Source organism: Brevundimonas naejangsanensis DSM 23858 (assembly GCF_000421705.1).
In the GTDB taxonomy this organism is placed as follows: domain Bacteria; phylum Pseudomonadota; class Alphaproteobacteria; order Caulobacterales; family Caulobacteraceae; genus Brevundimonas; species Brevundimonas naejangsanensis.
Genome location: NZ_ATXN01000002.1, coordinates 1,402,253 through 1,418,030, shown reverse-complemented (window position 1 = coordinate 1,418,030; position 15,778 = coordinate 1,402,253). Strand labels below are relative to the sequence as shown.

Genomic DNA, 15,778 nt, shown 5'->3' with positions numbered 1-15,778 from the left:
ATGACTGACGCCGCCCCTCCGCCGTCCGCTCCCGCCGAGCCTCCTGCGCCCCCTCCGTCTGGGCCGCCCCCTGCCGTCCCGGCGCCGTCCAGCGGCCGCCGCGTGATGTGGAGCGTGGCCTTGATCGCCATGGCGCTGGTGGGGATCGGCCTGATCCTGCACGCCTGGGGCCTGCCGCCCTTCTCGGGCGGGCCGCAGACGACGGACAACGCCTATGTCCGCGGTCAGGTGACGATCATCAGCCCCCAGGTCAGCGGCTATGTCACCTCGGTCGAGGTGCAGGACTTCCAGACAGTGAAGCAGGGCCAGCTTCTGGCGACCATCGATGACCGCATCTATCGCCAGCGGCTGGAGCAGGCGCAGGCCTCCCTGCATTCGGCCGAGGCCGCGCTGGCCAACTCGGCCCAGAGCCAGGCTTCGGCGCGCGGATCGGTGGCCCAGACCCGCGCCTCGATCGCCGCCGCCCAGTCGGCTGTGACCAAGGCCCGCGCCGACGCCACGCGGGTTGGCGCCCTGTTCGAGGGCGGCTGGGTCGCCCAGGCTCAGGTCGACACAGCCCAGAACGCCCTGCGCGCCGCCGAGGCCCAGTTGGCGCAGGCCCGCGCCGCCGAGGACGTGGCCCAGACCGGCGTCACCTCGGCCGTGGTCAGCAAGGGCTCGCTGGAGGCCGCCGTCGAAAACGCCCGCGCCCAGGTGCGTCTGGCGCAGATCGATCTCGACAATACCCGCATCGAGGCTCCGCGCGACGGACGGCTGGGCGAGGTGACGGTGCGCCAGGGCCAGCAGGCGGCGGTCGGCACGCAGTTCATGGCGCTGGTCCCCGACGTGGTCTGGGTCACGGCCAATATGAAGGAGACGCAGATGCGCGACGTGCGCGTCGGCCAGCCGGTCGAGATCACCGTCGACGCCCTGGGCGGACGCGTCCTGACGGGCAAGGTCGAGCGCATCTCGCCCGCGACCGGCTCCGAGTTCAGCGTCATCCGCCCCGACAACGCCACCGGCAACTTCACCAAGGTGGCCCAGCGCATCCCTGTCCGCATCGCCGTTGATCCGGGGCAGGAGGGGGTGGAGCGGCTGTCGCCCGGCATGTCGGTGACGGCGCGGATCAAGGTGAAGGCGTAGGTTTCGATTCTAATCCCACTCATCCCGGCGTGCGTGGAATGAGCGACGAAAAGTGGGGAGTACGTCTCGCCGTATTTGCTGCGGTGCAAAAACTTCATCGCTTCGGGCTTGCGTCAGCCTGACGCAGGCCGCATCTGGACCTGATGAACAGAGCCCCGACCCCGTCCTCCGTGATCGAGGCCCAGCCGGCGCCCTTCAAGGGGCCGGGCTTCGCTGAATTCGTCTGCCTGATCGCTGTGATGATGGCGCTGAACGCCCTGGCGATCGACGCCATGCTGCCGGCCTTGCCCCACATCGGCGAGGATCTGGGCGTGACCAATGAAAACAGCCGTCAATGGGTGATCACCGCCTATCTGCTCGGCTTCGGCGTGGCTCAGCTGTTCTATGGGCCGCTGTCGGACCGCTATGGGCGGCGCCCGGTCCTGTTTGCGGGCATCGGCATCTATGTCGTCTTCAGCATTCTGGCGGCCTTCGCCCATACGTTCGACATGCTGATCCTGTCGCGGATCGGCATGGGGATCGGCGCGGCGGCGACGCGGGTGCTGGCGGTTTCCATCGTGCGCGACCGCTATGTCGGACGGACGATGGCGCGCGTCATGTCGCTCAGCTTTCTGGTCTTTCTGGGCGTGCCGATCATTGCGCCCGCGATGGGGCAACTCGTCATGCTGGTGGCGCCCTGGCCGTGGATCTTCGGCGTCTTCGCCCTGTCGGGCGGGGCCTTCCTGGTCTGGGCGGCCCTGCGTCTGCCCGAGACCCTGCACGCCGAAGACCGGATGCCGATCGACGTCAGCCGGATCGCCGCCGCCTTCCGCTTCGCTTTCACCAGCCGTCAGGGCATGGGTTACACCCTGGCCATGACGGTCATCAGCGGGGCGCTGTTCGGCTTCATCAACTCCTCGCAGCAGATCTTCTTCGACGTGTTCAAGGCGCCCGGCCTGTTCCCGGTGGTCTTCGCCCTGGTGGCGGCGGGCATCGCCGTGGCCTCGATCCTGAACGCGCGTCTGGTCGAGAAGCTGGGCTCGCGCCTGATCGCCCACGCCGCCCTGTTCGGCTTCATCGGCTTCAGCGCCCTGCACGCCCTCATCGCCTGGCTGGGCTATGACAGCCTGTGGATGTTCGCCGTCATGCAGGCCTGCAAGATGTTCTGCTTCGGCTTCATCGCCGGCAATTTCGGCGCGATGGCGATGGAGCCGATGGGCCATATCGCCGGCACGGCCTCCTCGGCCCAGGGCTTCATCTCCTCCATCGGCGGCGCCCTGCTGGGCTTCGCCATCGGTCAGCAGTTCGATGGCACGACGGTGCCGATGACGGTCGGCTTCGCCCTGCTGGGCGTGGCGGCTCTGGCGCTGGTTCTGGCGGCCGAGCAGGGGCGGCTGTTCAAGGCCCGCCATCTGCCGCCGGTTGCAGCCGAGACTTGATCTTTCGAGCGCGAGGGAGCCTCTTCGGGCGCATCTGAATACGGAGCGTTCGATGACCCTGAAGCTGGTCGGGCGGGTTTCCGCCCTCGCTATAGCCGCCGCCCTCGCCACATCCCTGGGCGCCTGCGCCACGACCGGAGACGCCGTGCCGATGACGCCTCTGGTTCCCGCCGCCCCCGTCTCTGCAGCGGTCCCGGCGACCGCTTACGTCAACGACCCGCACTCCTGGGCCCGCCCGACCGAGGCGCGGGTGACGCACGTCGACCTGGACCTGACCGCCGATTTCGCCGCCAAGACCCTGTCGGGCAAGGCGACGCTGGACGTGAGCGGCCGCCACGGCGCGACCGAGGTGGTGCTGGACGCCAAGATGCTGGACATCAAGGGCGTGACCGACGCTCAAGGCCGTCCGCTGGAATGGAGCCTGGGCGCCGCGGACCCGATCAAGGGACAGCCTCTCAGCGTGCGCCTCCCCGCCTTCCAGGGCGATGAGGGGCAGAAGATCGTCGTCGCCTATGCCACCCGCCCCGACGCCTCGGCCCTGCAATGGCTCAGCCCGCAGCAGACGGCGGGCGGCCAGAAACCCTATCTGTTCAGCCAGGGGCAGGCGATCCTGACCCGCACCTGGATCCCGACCCAGGACAGCCCCGGCATCCGTCAGACCTACAGCGCGCGCATCGTGGCGCCGTCAGACCTGACCGTGGTCATGTCCGCCGAGCATCTGACCCCGAACGGCGAGGCGGCGGGCGAAAGGCTAAAGGCCTGGCGCTTCAAGCTGGATCAGCCCATCCCGCCCTATCTGATCGCCATCGGCGCAGGCGACCTCGCCTTCGCCCCCTTCGACGGACGCACCGGCGTCTGGACCGAGCCGAGCCGATTGCAGGCCGCGCAATGGGAGCTGGAGCCGACGGCCAAGATGGTCGATGCGGCCGAGGCCCTGTACGGCCCCTATCGCTGGGGCCGGTATGACCTGCTGGTCCTGCCGCCCAGCTTCCCCTTCGGCGGGATGGAGAACCCGCGCCTGACCTTCGCCACCCCGACCATCATCGCCGGCGATCGGTCGCTGGTGTCGCTGGTGGCGCACGAACTGGCGCACTCCTGGTCCGGCAATCTGGTGACGAACGCCACCTGGGCCGACATCTGGCTGAACGAGGGTACGACCACCTATTTCGAGAACCGCATCATGGAGGCGCTGTACGGCCGCGAACGCGCCCTGCAGGAACAGGCCCTGGCCTGGAACGATCTGGTCGCCGAGATCGCCGCCACCGATCCGGCAGACACTCGCCTGCATCTGGACCTGACCGGGCGCGACCCGGACGACGGCCTGTCAGGCATTCCCTATGACAAGGGCGCGGCCTTCCTGCGCACCATCGAACGCATTGTCGGGCGCGAGACGTTCGACGCCTGGTTGCGCGGCTATTTCGACCGCCACGCCTTCCAGCCCATGACCGATGTGGGCTTCCTGAAGGACATCCGCGAGAATCTGGTCAAGGGCGACGCAGCGCTGGAAGCCGAGCTTCAGCTGGAGAACTGGATCTATCAGCCGGGCCTGCCGTCCAACGCCCAGGCGCCGGTGTCGCACGCCTTCGAAGCCGTGGATGCGGCCGCAGAGGCCTTCTACGTCGCCAAGGGCCCGGCCTCGGCCGCGCCGTGGAAGGACTGGAACACCCAGCAGCGCCTGCGCTTCCTGTCATGGCGTCCGCAGGGGCTGGCGGCGGGCGCCGACTGGCTGACCCCGGCGCAGTTGGCCGATCTGGAAAGCACGCTGAAGCTGGACAGCGAAGGCAACGCCGAACTGACCTTCGCCTGGCTGCAGGCGGCGCTGGCCAACCGTTATGAGCCCGCGGTGGCGACGGCCGAGCGCTTCCTGACCAGTCAGGGGCGGCGCAAATTCGTCCTGCCGCTGTTCCAGACCCTGTGGGCCGAAGGCGACTGGGGCCGCCCCATCGCCACGCGCATCTACGCCGAAGCGCGACCGCTGTATCACCCGGTGACGAGCAACTCCGTCGATCAGGTGGTGGGGCGGCCGTAAGAGGCCTCCTGCTTTCGTCATCCTCCGGTCGTCGCTTCGCTCCGCCGCAGGATGACGGAGGCAACACTGGATCGCTTGACGCCAAGCTCGGCTGAGGCTCCCCTGCGCCGCGACTGGAGGCGCTGATGATCCGAACCCTGAAGACGACCCTGCCGCTGGCGGTTGTGCTGTTGCTGGCCGCAGCGCCCGCAGCCTATGCCCAGAACCTGTTGATCCGGGGCGGGACCATCCATACCGGCGTTGAGGCTCAGCCGACCGCCGAGGTCGTGGTCGTGCGCGACGGGCGCATCGCCTATGTCGGTCCAGCGGACGGCGCGCCGTCGGCCGGGGGGCTGGAGGTTGTGGACCTGAAGGGCGCGACGCTGTTCCCCGGTTTCACCGACGGCCACGCCCATCTGGACGGCATCGGCTGGCGCGAGATGACGCTGAACCTGGAAGGCTCGGCCTCGGTCGTCGAGGCCATGCAGAGACTCAGCGCCTGGTCCGAGGCCCACCCCGAGGGCGTGATCGTCGGGCGCGGCTGGATCGAGACCCACTGGCCCGAGAAGCGTTTCCTGACCGCCGCCGATCTGGACGCCGCCGCGCCGGGGCGGGTGGTGGTGCTGAGCCGGGCTGACGGCCATGCGCGGGCGGTGTCCAGCGCGGCCCTGGCCGCGGCCGGGATCGATGCGACGACGCCGACCCCCTCGGGCGGTGAAATCCTTAAAGGCGCGGATGGACAGCCGACCGGCCTGCTGGTCGACGGCGCGATGGCCCTGCTCGAAGGTCTGGCTCCCGAGGCCGATGCAACGGCGACGCGCGAAGCCTATCGCGCCGGGTTCAACGTCTACGCCCGCTACGGCTGGACGGGCGTCCACTTCATGAGCGCGCCGTGGAAGGACGTGCCGCTGCTGGAGGCGATGGCCGAGGCGGGCGAGGCGCCCCTGCGGGTCTACAACAGCATCGACATGGGCGACGCGCGCGCCCTGATGGCGGGCGGGCCGCGCGACGCGGGCGACGGGCGCATCATCACCCGGGCGATCAAATTCTACGCCGACGGCGCCCTGGGCTCGCGCGGGGCCAAGCTGTTCGAGCCCTATTCAGACCGGCCCGATACGTCCGGCCTGATGCTGGCTTCGCGCGAAGAGGTCATGCCGCTGTATCAGGAGGCGCTGCGGACCGGCATCCAGATCGCCACCCACGCCATCGGCGATCAGGGCAATCACGACGTCGCCGCCTGGTATGAAGAGGCCCTGCGCTCGACGCCCAAGGCCGAGTGGAAGCTTGCCGACCCGCGCTGGCGCATCGAGCACGCCCAGATCATCCGGCCGCGCGACTATCACTATTTCAACGACCTGCCGATCATCGCCTCCATGCAGCCCAGCCATGCCATCGGCGACCTGCATTTCGCCGCCGAGCGTCTGGGCGACGCGCGGCTGGACGGGGCCTACGCCTGGCATACGCTGGTGGAACGCGGCGTGATCGTGGTCGGCGGCTCGGACGCGCCGGTCGAGCGCGGCGACCCGCTGATCGAGTTCTACGCCGCCGTGGCGCGGCGCGACCTGAACGGCTTTCAGGGGCCGGACTGGCGGCCGGACGAAGCGGTGGACCGGGCGACGGCGCTGAAGATGTTCACCCTGTGGCCCGCCTGGGCCAGCTTCCGCGAGAATGAGCTGGGCACCATCGAGGTCGGCAAGCGCGGCGACTTCACCGCCTTCGACATCGACCTGATGACCGTCCCCGCCGCCGACATTCCCAAGGGCCGAGCCGTGCTGACGGTGGTCGACGGACAGATCGTCCACCGGGCCGACTGAGGGCGCTGACTGAGAGGCGGACGGATCAGACGGAATCCCGCCCCTTCTCGTTGCGGGCGGGGGCCGCTTCGGTTAAGCCCCGCGCATAGGATTTCGTCTCCGGCCGTCGGTTGCGGCCGGGGCTTGGCGTTGGAGCGTCTGAGATGGCTGATTTCGCCCCCGGTCTGGTCACTGTATTCGGAGGCTCGGGCTTCATCGGGACCCAGGTCGTGCGCGCCCTGGCCCGTCGCGGCTGGCGCGTGCGCGTCGCGGCGCGCAACGCCAAGAGCGCGCCCGTGCTGCACATGGCCGGCGACGTCGGCCAGGTTCAGGTCGTCCGCTGCGACATCACCGACAAGGCGGCCGTCGCCGAGGCCGTGCGCGGCGCCGACGCCGTCATCAATCTGGTGGGCATCCTGTTCGAGACCGGCGGCCGCAAGTTCCAGACCCTGCACGTCGAGGGCGCGACCAACGTCGCCGAGGCTGCGGCGGCGGCGGGCGTCCAGCGCCTGACCCATATCTCGGCCCTCGGCGCCGATGGGCACGGCAAGGCTGACTACGCCCGCACCAAGGGCGAGGCCGAGGTCGCCGTGCGCGCCGCCTTCCCCGGCGCTGTGATCGTGCGCCCGTCGATCGTCTTCGGCTCGGGCGACCAGTTCCTGAACCGCTTCGCCGCCATGGCCAGCTGGTCGCCGGTCCTGCCGCTGATCGGCGGCGGCCAGACCAAGTTCCAGCCGGTCTATGTCGCCGACGCCGCCGAGGCCATCGCCCGCGCCACCGTTGCCCCCGAGGCTGAAGGCGAGACCTATGAGCTGGGCGGTCCGTCGGTCTGGACCTTCGAGGACATCCTGAAGTTCATCCTGCGCGAGACCAACCGCCAGAACATCCTGCTGCCGCTGCCCTTCCCGGTCGCGCGCCTGATCGGCTCGCTGGCCCAGATCCCGGCCATGATCGGCCTGGCGCCGGCCCTGACCAAGGATCAGGTCGTGCTGCTGGAGAGCGACAACGTCGTGGCGGCGGGCGCCAAGGGTCTGGCCGACCTGGGCGTCGAGGCTTCGGGCCTCGAGGCCATCGCCCCGGCCTATCTGTGGCGCTATCGCGCTGGCGGCCAATACGCTGAAAATCCCGCCGCCTGATCTCAGGGACGGCTCAAGAAAAACCCCTCGGGACCGGCGTCCCGAGGGGTTTTTGCTGTGCGCTGGGCGATGGCCTTACAGCGCCCCCGTCGCCGCCAGGCCGATGATGCCGACCACGCCGACCGCGATCCGCCACCAGGCGAAGGGGCCGAAGCCGCGCTTGGACACGAAGTCGAGCAGGAAACGCACCACGGCCAGGGCCGAGATGAAGGCGGCGACGAAGCCGATGGCGATCAGGCCCAGATCGCTGAAGTCCAGAACGTCGCGGTTCTTGAACAGGTCATAGGCCACCGCCGCCCCCATCGTCGGCAGGGCCAGGAAGAAGCTGAACTCGGCCGCCGACCGCTTGTCCGTCCCCAGCAACAGCCCCCCGGCGATGGTGGCGCCCGAGCGCGAGACGCCGGGGATCATGGCCAGACACTGGAACAGGCCGATCAGGAAATAGACCCGGAACGGATAGCGATCCGCGTCCAGATAGGCCGGGATCTTGTTCATCCGGTCCAGCCACAGCAGCAGCACCCCGCCGACGATCAGGGCGATGCAGATGATCAGCGGCGTCTCGAACAGCACCGTCTTGATGAAGCCATAGGCCAGAAAGCCGATCACCACGGCGGGAAGGAAGGCGACCAGCAGGCCGATCAGAAAGCGTCGCGCCTCGGCATCGAACGGCCAGCGCGTCGCCAGCGTCCACAGCCGTTTGAAATAGATGCTGATGATGGCCAGCAGGGCGCCCAGCTGGATGACGATTTCAAACGTCTTGCCCGTGCTTTCAAAGCCGAGGAAATGCCCCAGCAGCAGCAGATGACCGGTGGAAGACACCGGAATGAACTCGGTCAATCCTTCGACCAGACCCAGAAGGATCGCCGTCAGCCAGTCCGCCATGAATGCTCCGTCTCGGTTTTCAGGTCCGGGGGTCAGGCGCGCCGCGCCCTGCGGCGTCGCGTCCGCCCTTCCATAGCGCCCCGGCCTGCTCGCCGCCATTGGCGCGGGCGCGGTTTTGGGCGACAAGGGCGAGGAAATGACCGTCTCCCCCCTCGACGCCGCAAATGAGACCACCCGCCGGATCACCACCTTGTCGGTGGCGACGGCGGTTCTGCTGATCGTCATGAAGGCCTTCGCCCTGGGGGCGTCCGGCTCGGTCTCCATCCTGGCCAGTCTGGCGGATTCGACGCTGGACCTGATCGCGTCGCTGGCGACCTTCTTCGCCGTGCGCTGGGCGGCCCTGCCGCCGGACGACGCGCACCGCTATGGCCACGGCAAGGCGGAGGGGCTGGCCTCTCTGGTGCAGGCGGGCATGGTGCTGGCGTCCAGCGTCTTCATCGGCTGGGAGGCGGTGCAGCGCATCTTCGACCCGCGCCCCGTCACCTCGGGCGGCTGGGCGATCGGCGTGGTCGTCCTGTCCATCGCCATAACGTCCGCCCTGGTGTGGATGCAGACGCAGGCGGTGAAGAAGACCGGCTCCCTGGCGGTGGCGGGCGATCGCGCCCATTACGCCGCCGACCTGGCCTCCAACGTCGTGGTGCTGATCGGCGTCGTCTCCGGCTCCCTGCTCAAGGCGCCCGGACTGGACGCGGCGGCGGGTCTGGTGGTCGCGGTCTGGCTGGCGTGGGGGGCGCTGAATCTGTTGAGGGGCGCAGCCGATCACCTGCTGGACCGCGCCGCTTCGGACGAGGACCGCGCCGCCATCGTCGCGGCGGTGACCGAGGACGCCCGCATCGCCAACGTCCACCAACTGCGCACCCGCATGACCGGACAGGCATTGATGGTGCAGATGCACGTCGACCTGGACCCTGATCTCAGCCTGAAGGCCGCGCACGATATCACCCTGGACGCGGAGAAACGGGTGCTGAAGGCGTTTCCTCACGCCGACATCATGATCCACGCCGATCCGCGCGGCGCCGCCGAACCGCACGGCGGCCCCTTGGCCTCGGCGCGGCCGACGGGACCTGGGCCGGTCAAGGCTGAACCCAACGCCCCCCAACCGGATCAGCGCGACGCCCCGGACGCACCCTCTAACCGGGTCGGTCCCTGGTCCTGAGGCCCTGCGGCAATCGCGCGCGGTAAACGGAGCCTTAACGGGCGCGGGCGCATTGAAGGCGGACGATGTCCACGCCCGCCGTCCTGTATCATTTCGCCTTTCATCCGGCTTCGCGCACGGCGCGGCTGGCGCTGGGCGAGGCCAAGGTCGAGTACGCCGAGGAGCCGGTCCGGCCGTGGGAGGGCGACTGCCCGCTGTTCGAGCTGAATCCGTCGGGCATGCCGCCGGTCCTGAGCGTGACCGAGAAGGGCAGGGGCCTGACCCTGTGCGAACAGGACGCCATCCTCGGCTGGCTGGAAGACCGCGCCAAGGGCGATTTCCTGCTGCCGTCCGACATGGCTGAGCGGGCCGAGGCGCGCCGTCTGGCGACCTGGTTCAGCCGCCGTTTCACTGATGAGGTCGACGCCGTCCTGCTGCATGAGCGGATGGAGAAGCCGCTGCTGCGCATGGGGCCGCCCGACGCCCGGATGCTGCGCGAGGGCCGCGAATTCCTGAAGGGCCACCTGACGGTTCTGGAGCCGCTGGCGGCCGGTCGCGAATGGCTGGCGGGTCGCCGTCTCAGTCAGGCCGACCTGATCGCGGCGGGCCATCTGTCGGTGCTGGACTATTTCGGCGAGATCGCCTGGGCGTCCTGGCCCTCGCTGAAGCTGTGGTACTCCAAGCTGAAGTCGCGCCCCTGTTTCCGCCCCCTGCTGGGCGACCGCTTCCCCGGCGTGCATCCGGCGCCCTGGTACGCCGACCTCGACTTCTGAGGGCGCGCAAGGCTAAAGCCGCGTCATGGCGGCCGATCCTCGCATCTTCATCCGACAGCGCGCCGCCGAACTGGGCTTCGGCGTGTGCCGCTTCGCCTCGGCCAGCGATCCGTGGAGCGCCGGCGAGCGGCTGGCCTATTTCGTCGATGCCGGCCGCCACGGCGACATGGGCTGGATGGAGACGACGCTGGAGCGCCGCGCCCACCCCACCGCCATGTGGGACGGAGCGAAAACGGCCATCGTTCTGGGCATGAACTACGGCCCCGACGCAGACCCCCGGCCTGAGCTGGAGCAGGCGTCAGCGGGCTATATCTCCGTCTATGCGCGCGGCGACGACTATCATGAGGTGATCAAGGGGCGGCTGAAGATCCTGGCCGGTCAGATCGCCGCGCGGCTCAAGCAGGAGGTCAAGGTCTTCGTCGACACAGCCCCCCTGATGGAGAAGCCGCTGGCCCAGCGCGCAGGCCTGGGCTGGCAGGGCAAGCACACCAACCTGCTCAGCCGCACCCACGGAAACTGGCTGTTTCTGGGCACGATCCTGACCGCCGCCGAAATCGAGCCGGACGAGACCGAGACCGAGCACTGCGGCCGCTGCACCGCCTGTCTGGACGCCTGTCCGACCAAGGCTTTTCCGGCGCCGTTCCAGATCGACGCCCGACGCTGCATCTCCTATCTGACTATTGAGTATGCGGGCGCCTGGCCGCGCGAGTTCCGCATCGCCACGGGCAACCGCATCTACGGCTGCGACGACTGTCTGGCCGCCTGTCCGTGGAACAAGTTTGCTCAAAGCGCGTCGGAGGCCCGGCTTCAGGCGCGCGATGCGCTGAAGTCGCCGCCGCTGACGGACCTGCTGGCGCTGGACGACCCCGCGTTCCGCGCCCTGTTCACCAAGAGCCCGGTCAAGCGCATCGGCCGCGACCGCTTCATCCGCAACGCCCTCTATGCGGCGGGCAATTCCGGGGACGCCCTGCTGATCGCGCCGGTCGAGGCCCTGCTGGACGATCCCGCCCCCGTGGTGCGCGGCGCGGCGATCTGGGCGCTGTCGCAACTCGCGCCCGAGCGGTTCGCGATCGAGCACGCGGCGCGCCTAGCGAACGAGACCGACGATGACGTCAGAAGCGAATGGATCTCCGACGCCTGAGCTTCAGTCGACGTCGAAGGCCAGCAGCAGCGTCTTCTGCGCCGGGTTGGCGTTGTCGTCGGACAGGATGTAGAGGCGCACGTTTTCGCCCCTCGCCTCGGCGGCGACGCCCTCGAAATTGTCCGTCAGCCCCGGCAGCTTCAGCTCGATCAGCACCGGCCCCAGCGTCCCGTCCGCATCCATACGGCGCACGCGGGCGCGTACGTCGAAGGGCGGCCGCCACGACCGCTGGACCGTGAACCAGCCGTCTCCGCCCGGATCGCGATCCAGTCCCGTCAACCGCCAGCTATCGGCGGGCGGGCTCGGCCGGGTCACGACGCGACAGCCTTGCGTCGAGCAGTCCCACACGCCGCCGCCTTCGCCCCCGACGCGCCAGCCGCCGGGGGCGGCCGCCAGCCCCTCCATGCCTTCGTTCAGGGAAAAGTCCGCTGCCGGGTGCGGCTGCGCCTGCGGTCGGGCGTGCAGGGCGTCCAGAGGGCCGTAGCTCCAGATGCGGTGTTCGCGTTCGAAGCTGACCAGCACCTCGCCGTCGTCGGTCAGGGCCAGCCCTTCGGCGTCGCCCATGCGCTTTTCGGCGATCTGCTCGCCGTCGGTCAGCGTCAGGCGCCGCACTCGCAGGTCATGCAGCCCGGCCAGCTTGCCGTCTGCATCTAGCTCCAGCCGCCCGCGCACCAGGTCGCCGGTGTCGGACACGGCGACGAAACCGCCGTCGCCCGTCAGCTTCAGGTCCGACAGGCCGTGCAGGGTGGAGGCGGGCGCTGCGATCAACTGCACCCCGCCCGCATAGCGCACGCCCTTGGCCAGCCTGGCGCCGCCCGGCCAACCCAGACCGACCTGCCGGGTCGAACCGCCTGCGGGCGACCAGCCGTCGGCTGTCGCCCCGGGCGTCCAGGGATGGGAGGTCGCCGCCGCCCCGGCGCAGGCGGCCAGGGCGAGAGAGATCAGGGCGGCGACATGGAGGCGCCGGTTCACGCCGCGCGCTTGTGCGAGGGCCGCCCCGTCCTGGCGCTGACGGTCTTGGGTTCGGCCTCGAACAGTTCGGCCAGCTTCTCGGTCATGGCGCCCGCCAACTGCTCCACATCGACGATGGTCAGGGCGCGGCGATACCAGCGGGTCACGTCGTGGCCGATGCCGATGGCCAGCAGTTCGACCGGGCTGCGCGTTTCGATCTTCTCGATCACCTGACGCAGATGCTTGTCCAGATAGAGGGCCGCATTGGCTGACTGGGTGGAGTCATCGACCGGCGAACCGTCCGAGATGACCATCATGATCTGCCGCGCCTCGGGCCGGGCCAGCAGGCGGTCGTGCGCCCATTCCAGCGCCTCGCCGTCGATGTTTTCCTTCAGCAGGCCCTCGCGCATCATCAGGCCCAGGTTCTTCTTGGACCGGCGCCAGGGCGCGTCGGCGCTCTTGTAGATGATGTGGCGCAGGTCGTTCAGGCGGCCGGGGTTGGCGGGCTTGCCCGCGCTGATCCAGGCCTCGCGGCTCTGTCCGCCCTTCCAGGCGCGGGTGGTGAAGCCCAGGATCTCGACCTTGACGCCGCACCGTTCCAGCGTCCGCGCCAGGATGTCGGCGCAGACCGCCGCCACCATGATCGGCCGCCCGCGCATCGAACCCGAGTTGTCCAGCACCAGGGTCACGACCGTATCGCGGAACGGGCTTTCGCTCTCCATCTTGAACGACAGGGGGCTGGTCGGGTCGGTGATCACGCGGGTCAGGCGCGCCGTGTCCAGCATCCCTTCCTCAAGGTCGAACATCCACGAGCGGTTCTGCTGGGCCAGCAGACGCCGTTGCAGCTTGTTGGCCAGGCGCGAGACCACGCTGCCCAGGGTCGACAACTGGGCGTCCAGCAGGGCGCGCAGCCGGTCCAGCTCCATCGGGTCGCACAGTTCGGCCGCGTCGATGACCTCGTCGAATGCGGTGGTGAAGGCGTGATAGACCTCGACCGCCCGGCCGTCGTCCTGGGTCTGCTGATGGTTGGGGCGCTCGCCCTCGCTCAGTTCAGGGGCGTCTTCCTGTCCTTCGCCGTCCGGTTCGCCCGGCGTGCCGTCGGGGCGGGCCTGACGATCATCGTCGGCGGACTGATCGTCGGCCGAGCCGTCCAGCGACTCGCCGCCGTCGCCGCCGTCCTGTTCTTCCTGTTCGTCCGGTTCAGCCTGGTCTTGATCCGGCTTTTCGGCGTCGTCCTCGCCGTCTTCCTCCGAATCGCCGCCATCGGCGTCGCCGGGGTCCAGGTCCAGCGCGCGCAGAAGGTCTTTCAGCCGCGCGCCGAAGGCCGCCTGATCGTCGCCCGACGCCGCCAGGGCGTCCAGTTCGGCGCCCGCCTTGGCCTCCAGCTCGGCGCGGACCCGGTCCAGCATGGTCCGGGCGCCGTCGGGCGCGGGCTCGCCCGTCATCCGCTCGCGCAGCAGAAGGGCGGCGGCCTCAGCCACCGGCACCTGCTCCGCCTCGGCGCGCAGGGCGCCCGACTTCTCCAGCCGGGTCAGCAGCGCCGAGTCCAGATTGCGCCGCACGCCCCTCAGTTCGCGCGCGCCGACGGCCTCGACGCGGGCCTGTTCGACGGCGTCGAACACCTCTGCGGCGTTGATGTCGTTCGGACGCAGGCGGGCGTCCAGGGCTGCGTCATGATTGGCCAGGCGCAGGGCCAGCCGGTCGGCCTGACCGCGCAGGGCCGCGCTTTCGGGCCCGCGCGGATCGCGCGGCGGGTGCGGCAGGGTCAGGACCCCGCCCGTCAGCCTCGGTCCGTCCGAACCGAAGCGCACCTCCAGCTCGGCCTGTTCGGCCAGCGCCCGCGCCGCGTGCGACAGGGCGCGTTTAAAGGTCTCTACGGGGGTCTCTGCGGCGGCCATGCGCCACACATAGACCATGCCGCGCCGGGGGGAAGAGGGCGAGACGTCCTAGGACGATGATTGCCGCCTAGAAAGGCTCAGGGACGGATGGCGCGTTTGGGCAAGCGTTTCGCGTTCGCCGGTCGACAGACGTCTTGTCGTATGTTGGAGCCCGTCATTTGGCCGCGATAGCAATCTTCGCGGACTTCATCTCCAGGACGCGGCGCCGAGCGATCGCGCACCCAGCCGCCCACGGGCATGGCGGCTGCTGATTGGGCGTGAACAGGCGTGGTGGTCGACGTCGACAGGATCAGACTGAAAAGAAGAGGCGTGAACATGAGGAACACCTTTTGCCTGCGTTAAGCATCAGCCCACAGGGCGACCGCCAGGAGAGCGCGGCACCGGAAGTTCGCCCCAGCGCGAGCCCTGCATTTCGCGTATCACGTCAGACGACATCTGTTCGCGCTGGCTGCTGTTCAAAGGCACCTTGCGGCAGACGCGTTGCTGGATGGTGCTGCCCATGGCCCGCTCCCAGCCGCAGACCGTACGGGTGGGGACGTTGGCCACCGTCGGCGATCGCGCGGAAATGGCCCGCGTGGGGGAATTGGACGTGATGGGCTGGCGGCGTTCCGCTGTGGCCGTGTCGTCGTTCTGCATCGGAGCGCCGCTAACAATCAGTAGGGCGATGGTCGAAATCAGCATGGCGAAGCCTCCATGGGCACATTCGACGGCTACTATGAGGGCAGCCTTAAAATCTTACAACGTCGTTCTTTCAATGGCTCCGCTTAGACCTGACGGGGTTTAACCCGCACCCGCATGACGCCTCCGGGGCCGACCTCGACATCGAACCGACCGGCGGCGCGGATCAGTTCGGACAACTTGGCGTGACCATAGGTGCGCTGGTCGAAATCGGGATAGGCGTTGCGCAGCCGACTGCCGATGCCCCCCATCGCTACCCAGCCATCGCCGTCTTCGTCCATATCGGCGATGGCCTTGGCGATCAGACGCCCGGCTTCGGACGGTTTGCGGCGAGCGGGGGCGGGGGGCGTCGCCGCGGCCTCGTCATTGGTCTCGGGCGACGGGACCGTCAGGTTCTCGGTATAGATGAAGCGGGTGCAGGCCTGACGGAAGCTCTCGGGCGTCTTCTGCTCGCCGAAGCCGTAGACCGGGACGCCCTGCTCGCGGATGCGCGCCGCCAACCGGGTGAAGTCGCTGTCCGACGACACCAGGCAGAAGCCGTCAAACCGTCCCGAATGCAGCAGGTCCATTGCGTCGATGACCAGGGCGATGTCGCCCGAGTTCTTGCCCTTGGTGTTCTGGAAATTCTGCTGCCACTGGATCGCCCAGCGCGGCAGGACGTCGATCCAGCCGCGCAGCGCCGGACTGGCCGCGTCGCCATAGATGCGCCGCGCCGAAGCCTCGCCCAGCGTCGCGATTTCGGTGAACAGGGCCTCGGCGATCCGGGCCGAGGCGTTCTCGCCGTCGATCAGCACGGCCAGGCGCGGGGCGCGGGCGGAAGGGATCAGGGCGTCGGTCGGCATG

At 69.0% G+C, this 15,778-nt stretch carries 14 protein-coding genes; 8 read left to right on the top strand and 6 right to left on the bottom strand.

Annotation, left to right across the window (positions count from 1 at the left end; all coding sequences use genetic code 11):
* The 5 genes from H556_RS0107085 (at position 1) to H556_RS0107065 (ending at position 7,477) form a co-directional block, all read left to right on the top strand.
* On the top strand, positions 1–1,122 hold the full coding sequence (locus tag H556_RS0107085; RefSeq protein WP_024353779.1) for an HlyD family secretion protein: 1,122 nt from the start codon (positions 1–3) through the stop codon (positions 1,120–1,122).
* Between the two features lie 143 nt (positions 1,123–1,265).
* The gene (locus H556_RS0107080) at positions 1,266–2,540 is read left to right on the top strand and encodes a multidrug effflux MFS transporter (RefSeq protein ID WP_024353778.1); all 1,275 of its coding nucleotides are present in this window, start codon (positions 1,266–1,268) and stop codon (positions 2,538–2,540) included.
* Between the two features lie 52 nt (positions 2,541–2,592).
* Positions 2,593–4,569, top strand: coding sequence for a M1 family metallopeptidase (locus H556_RS0107075; protein WP_024353777.1), 1,977 nt, complete (start codon positions 2,593–2,595; stop codon positions 4,567–4,569).
* 125 nt (positions 4,570–4,694) lie between these two features.
* Entirely contained in the window at positions 4,695–6,362 is a 1,668-nt protein-coding gene (locus H556_RS0107070) for an amidohydrolase (protein ID WP_024353776.1), read from the top strand.
* Between the two features lie 143 nt (positions 6,363–6,505).
* Positions 6,506–7,477, top strand: coding sequence for a complex I NDUFA9 subunit family protein (locus H556_RS0107065; RefSeq protein WP_024353775.1), 972 nt, complete (start codon positions 6,506–6,508; stop codon positions 7,475–7,477).
* 75 nt (positions 7,478–7,552) lie between these two features.
* Here H556_RS0107065 and H556_RS0107060 read toward each other — a convergent pair whose 3' ends face one another.
* Positions 7,553–8,359 carry an undecaprenyl-diphosphate phosphatase gene (locus tag H556_RS0107060; RefSeq protein WP_024353774.1) on the bottom strand — a complete coding sequence of 269 codons (807 nt, stop codon included), beginning with the start codon at positions 8,357–8,359 and terminating at the stop codon, positions 7,553–7,555.
* A gap of 136 nt (positions 8,360–8,495) precedes the next feature.
* Between H556_RS0107060 and H556_RS0107055 the strand changes: the two genes are divergently transcribed.
* The 3 genes from H556_RS0107055 to queG all read left to right on the top strand — a co-directional run bounded on the left by H556_RS0107055 (position 8,496) and on the right by queG (position 11,408).
* Positions 8,496–9,515, top strand: coding sequence for a cation diffusion facilitator family transporter (locus H556_RS0107055; protein WP_024353773.1), 1,020 nt, complete (start codon positions 8,496–8,498; stop codon positions 9,513–9,515).
* Between the two features lie 65 nt (positions 9,516–9,580).
* Positions 9,581–10,267, top strand: a complete 687-nt coding sequence (fzlA, locus tag H556_RS0107050) for an FtsZ-binding protein FzlA (RefSeq protein ID WP_024353772.1) — start codon at positions 9,581–9,583, stop codon at positions 10,265–10,267.
* 25 nt (positions 10,268–10,292) lie between these two features.
* Positions 10,293–11,408 (top strand): tRNA epoxyqueuosine(34) reductase QueG, encoded by a 1,116-nt coding sequence (gene queG / locus H556_RS0107045; protein WP_024353771.1) that lies wholly within the window; start codon positions 10,293–10,295, stop codon positions 11,406–11,408.
* Between the two features lie 3 nt (positions 11,409–11,411).
* On the opposite strand, the gene H556_RS0107040 is transcribed toward queG, so the two are convergent.
* From H556_RS0107040 to H556_RS0107025, 5 genes are all read right to left on the bottom strand, one after another.
* The gene (locus tag H556_RS0107040; protein ID WP_024353770.1) at positions 11,412–12,380 is read right to left on the bottom strand and encodes an esterase-like activity of phytase family protein; all 969 of its coding nucleotides are present in this window, start codon (positions 12,378–12,380) and stop codon (positions 11,412–11,414) included.
* Positions 12,377–14,257, bottom strand: coding sequence for a cobaltochelatase subunit CobT (cobT, locus tag H556_RS0107035; RefSeq protein ID WP_024353769.1), 1,881 nt, complete (start codon positions 14,255–14,257; stop codon positions 12,377–12,379). The genes H556_RS0107040 and cobT overlap by 4 nt, the downstream gene beginning before the upstream one ends.
* Before the next feature lie 77 nt (positions 14,258–14,334).
* Positions 14,335–14,574, bottom strand: a complete 240-nt coding sequence (locus H556_RS16420) for a hypothetical protein (RefSeq protein ID WP_035302751.1) — start codon at positions 14,572–14,574, stop codon at positions 14,335–14,337.
* A 28-nt stretch (positions 14,575–14,602) separates the two neighbouring features.
* A complete protein-coding gene (locus tag H556_RS0107030; RefSeq protein ID WP_024353768.1) occupies positions 14,603–14,938 on the bottom strand; it encodes a hypothetical protein in 336 nt (111 codons plus the stop codon).
* Positions 14,939–15,021: 83 nt separating this feature from the next.
* Positions 15,022–15,777 carry an NYN domain-containing protein gene (locus tag H556_RS0107025; protein ID WP_029673304.1) on the bottom strand — a complete coding sequence of 252 codons (756 nt, stop codon included), beginning with the start codon at positions 15,775–15,777 and terminating at the stop codon, positions 15,022–15,024.
* Between the last annotated feature and the right edge of the window lies 1 nt (position 15,778).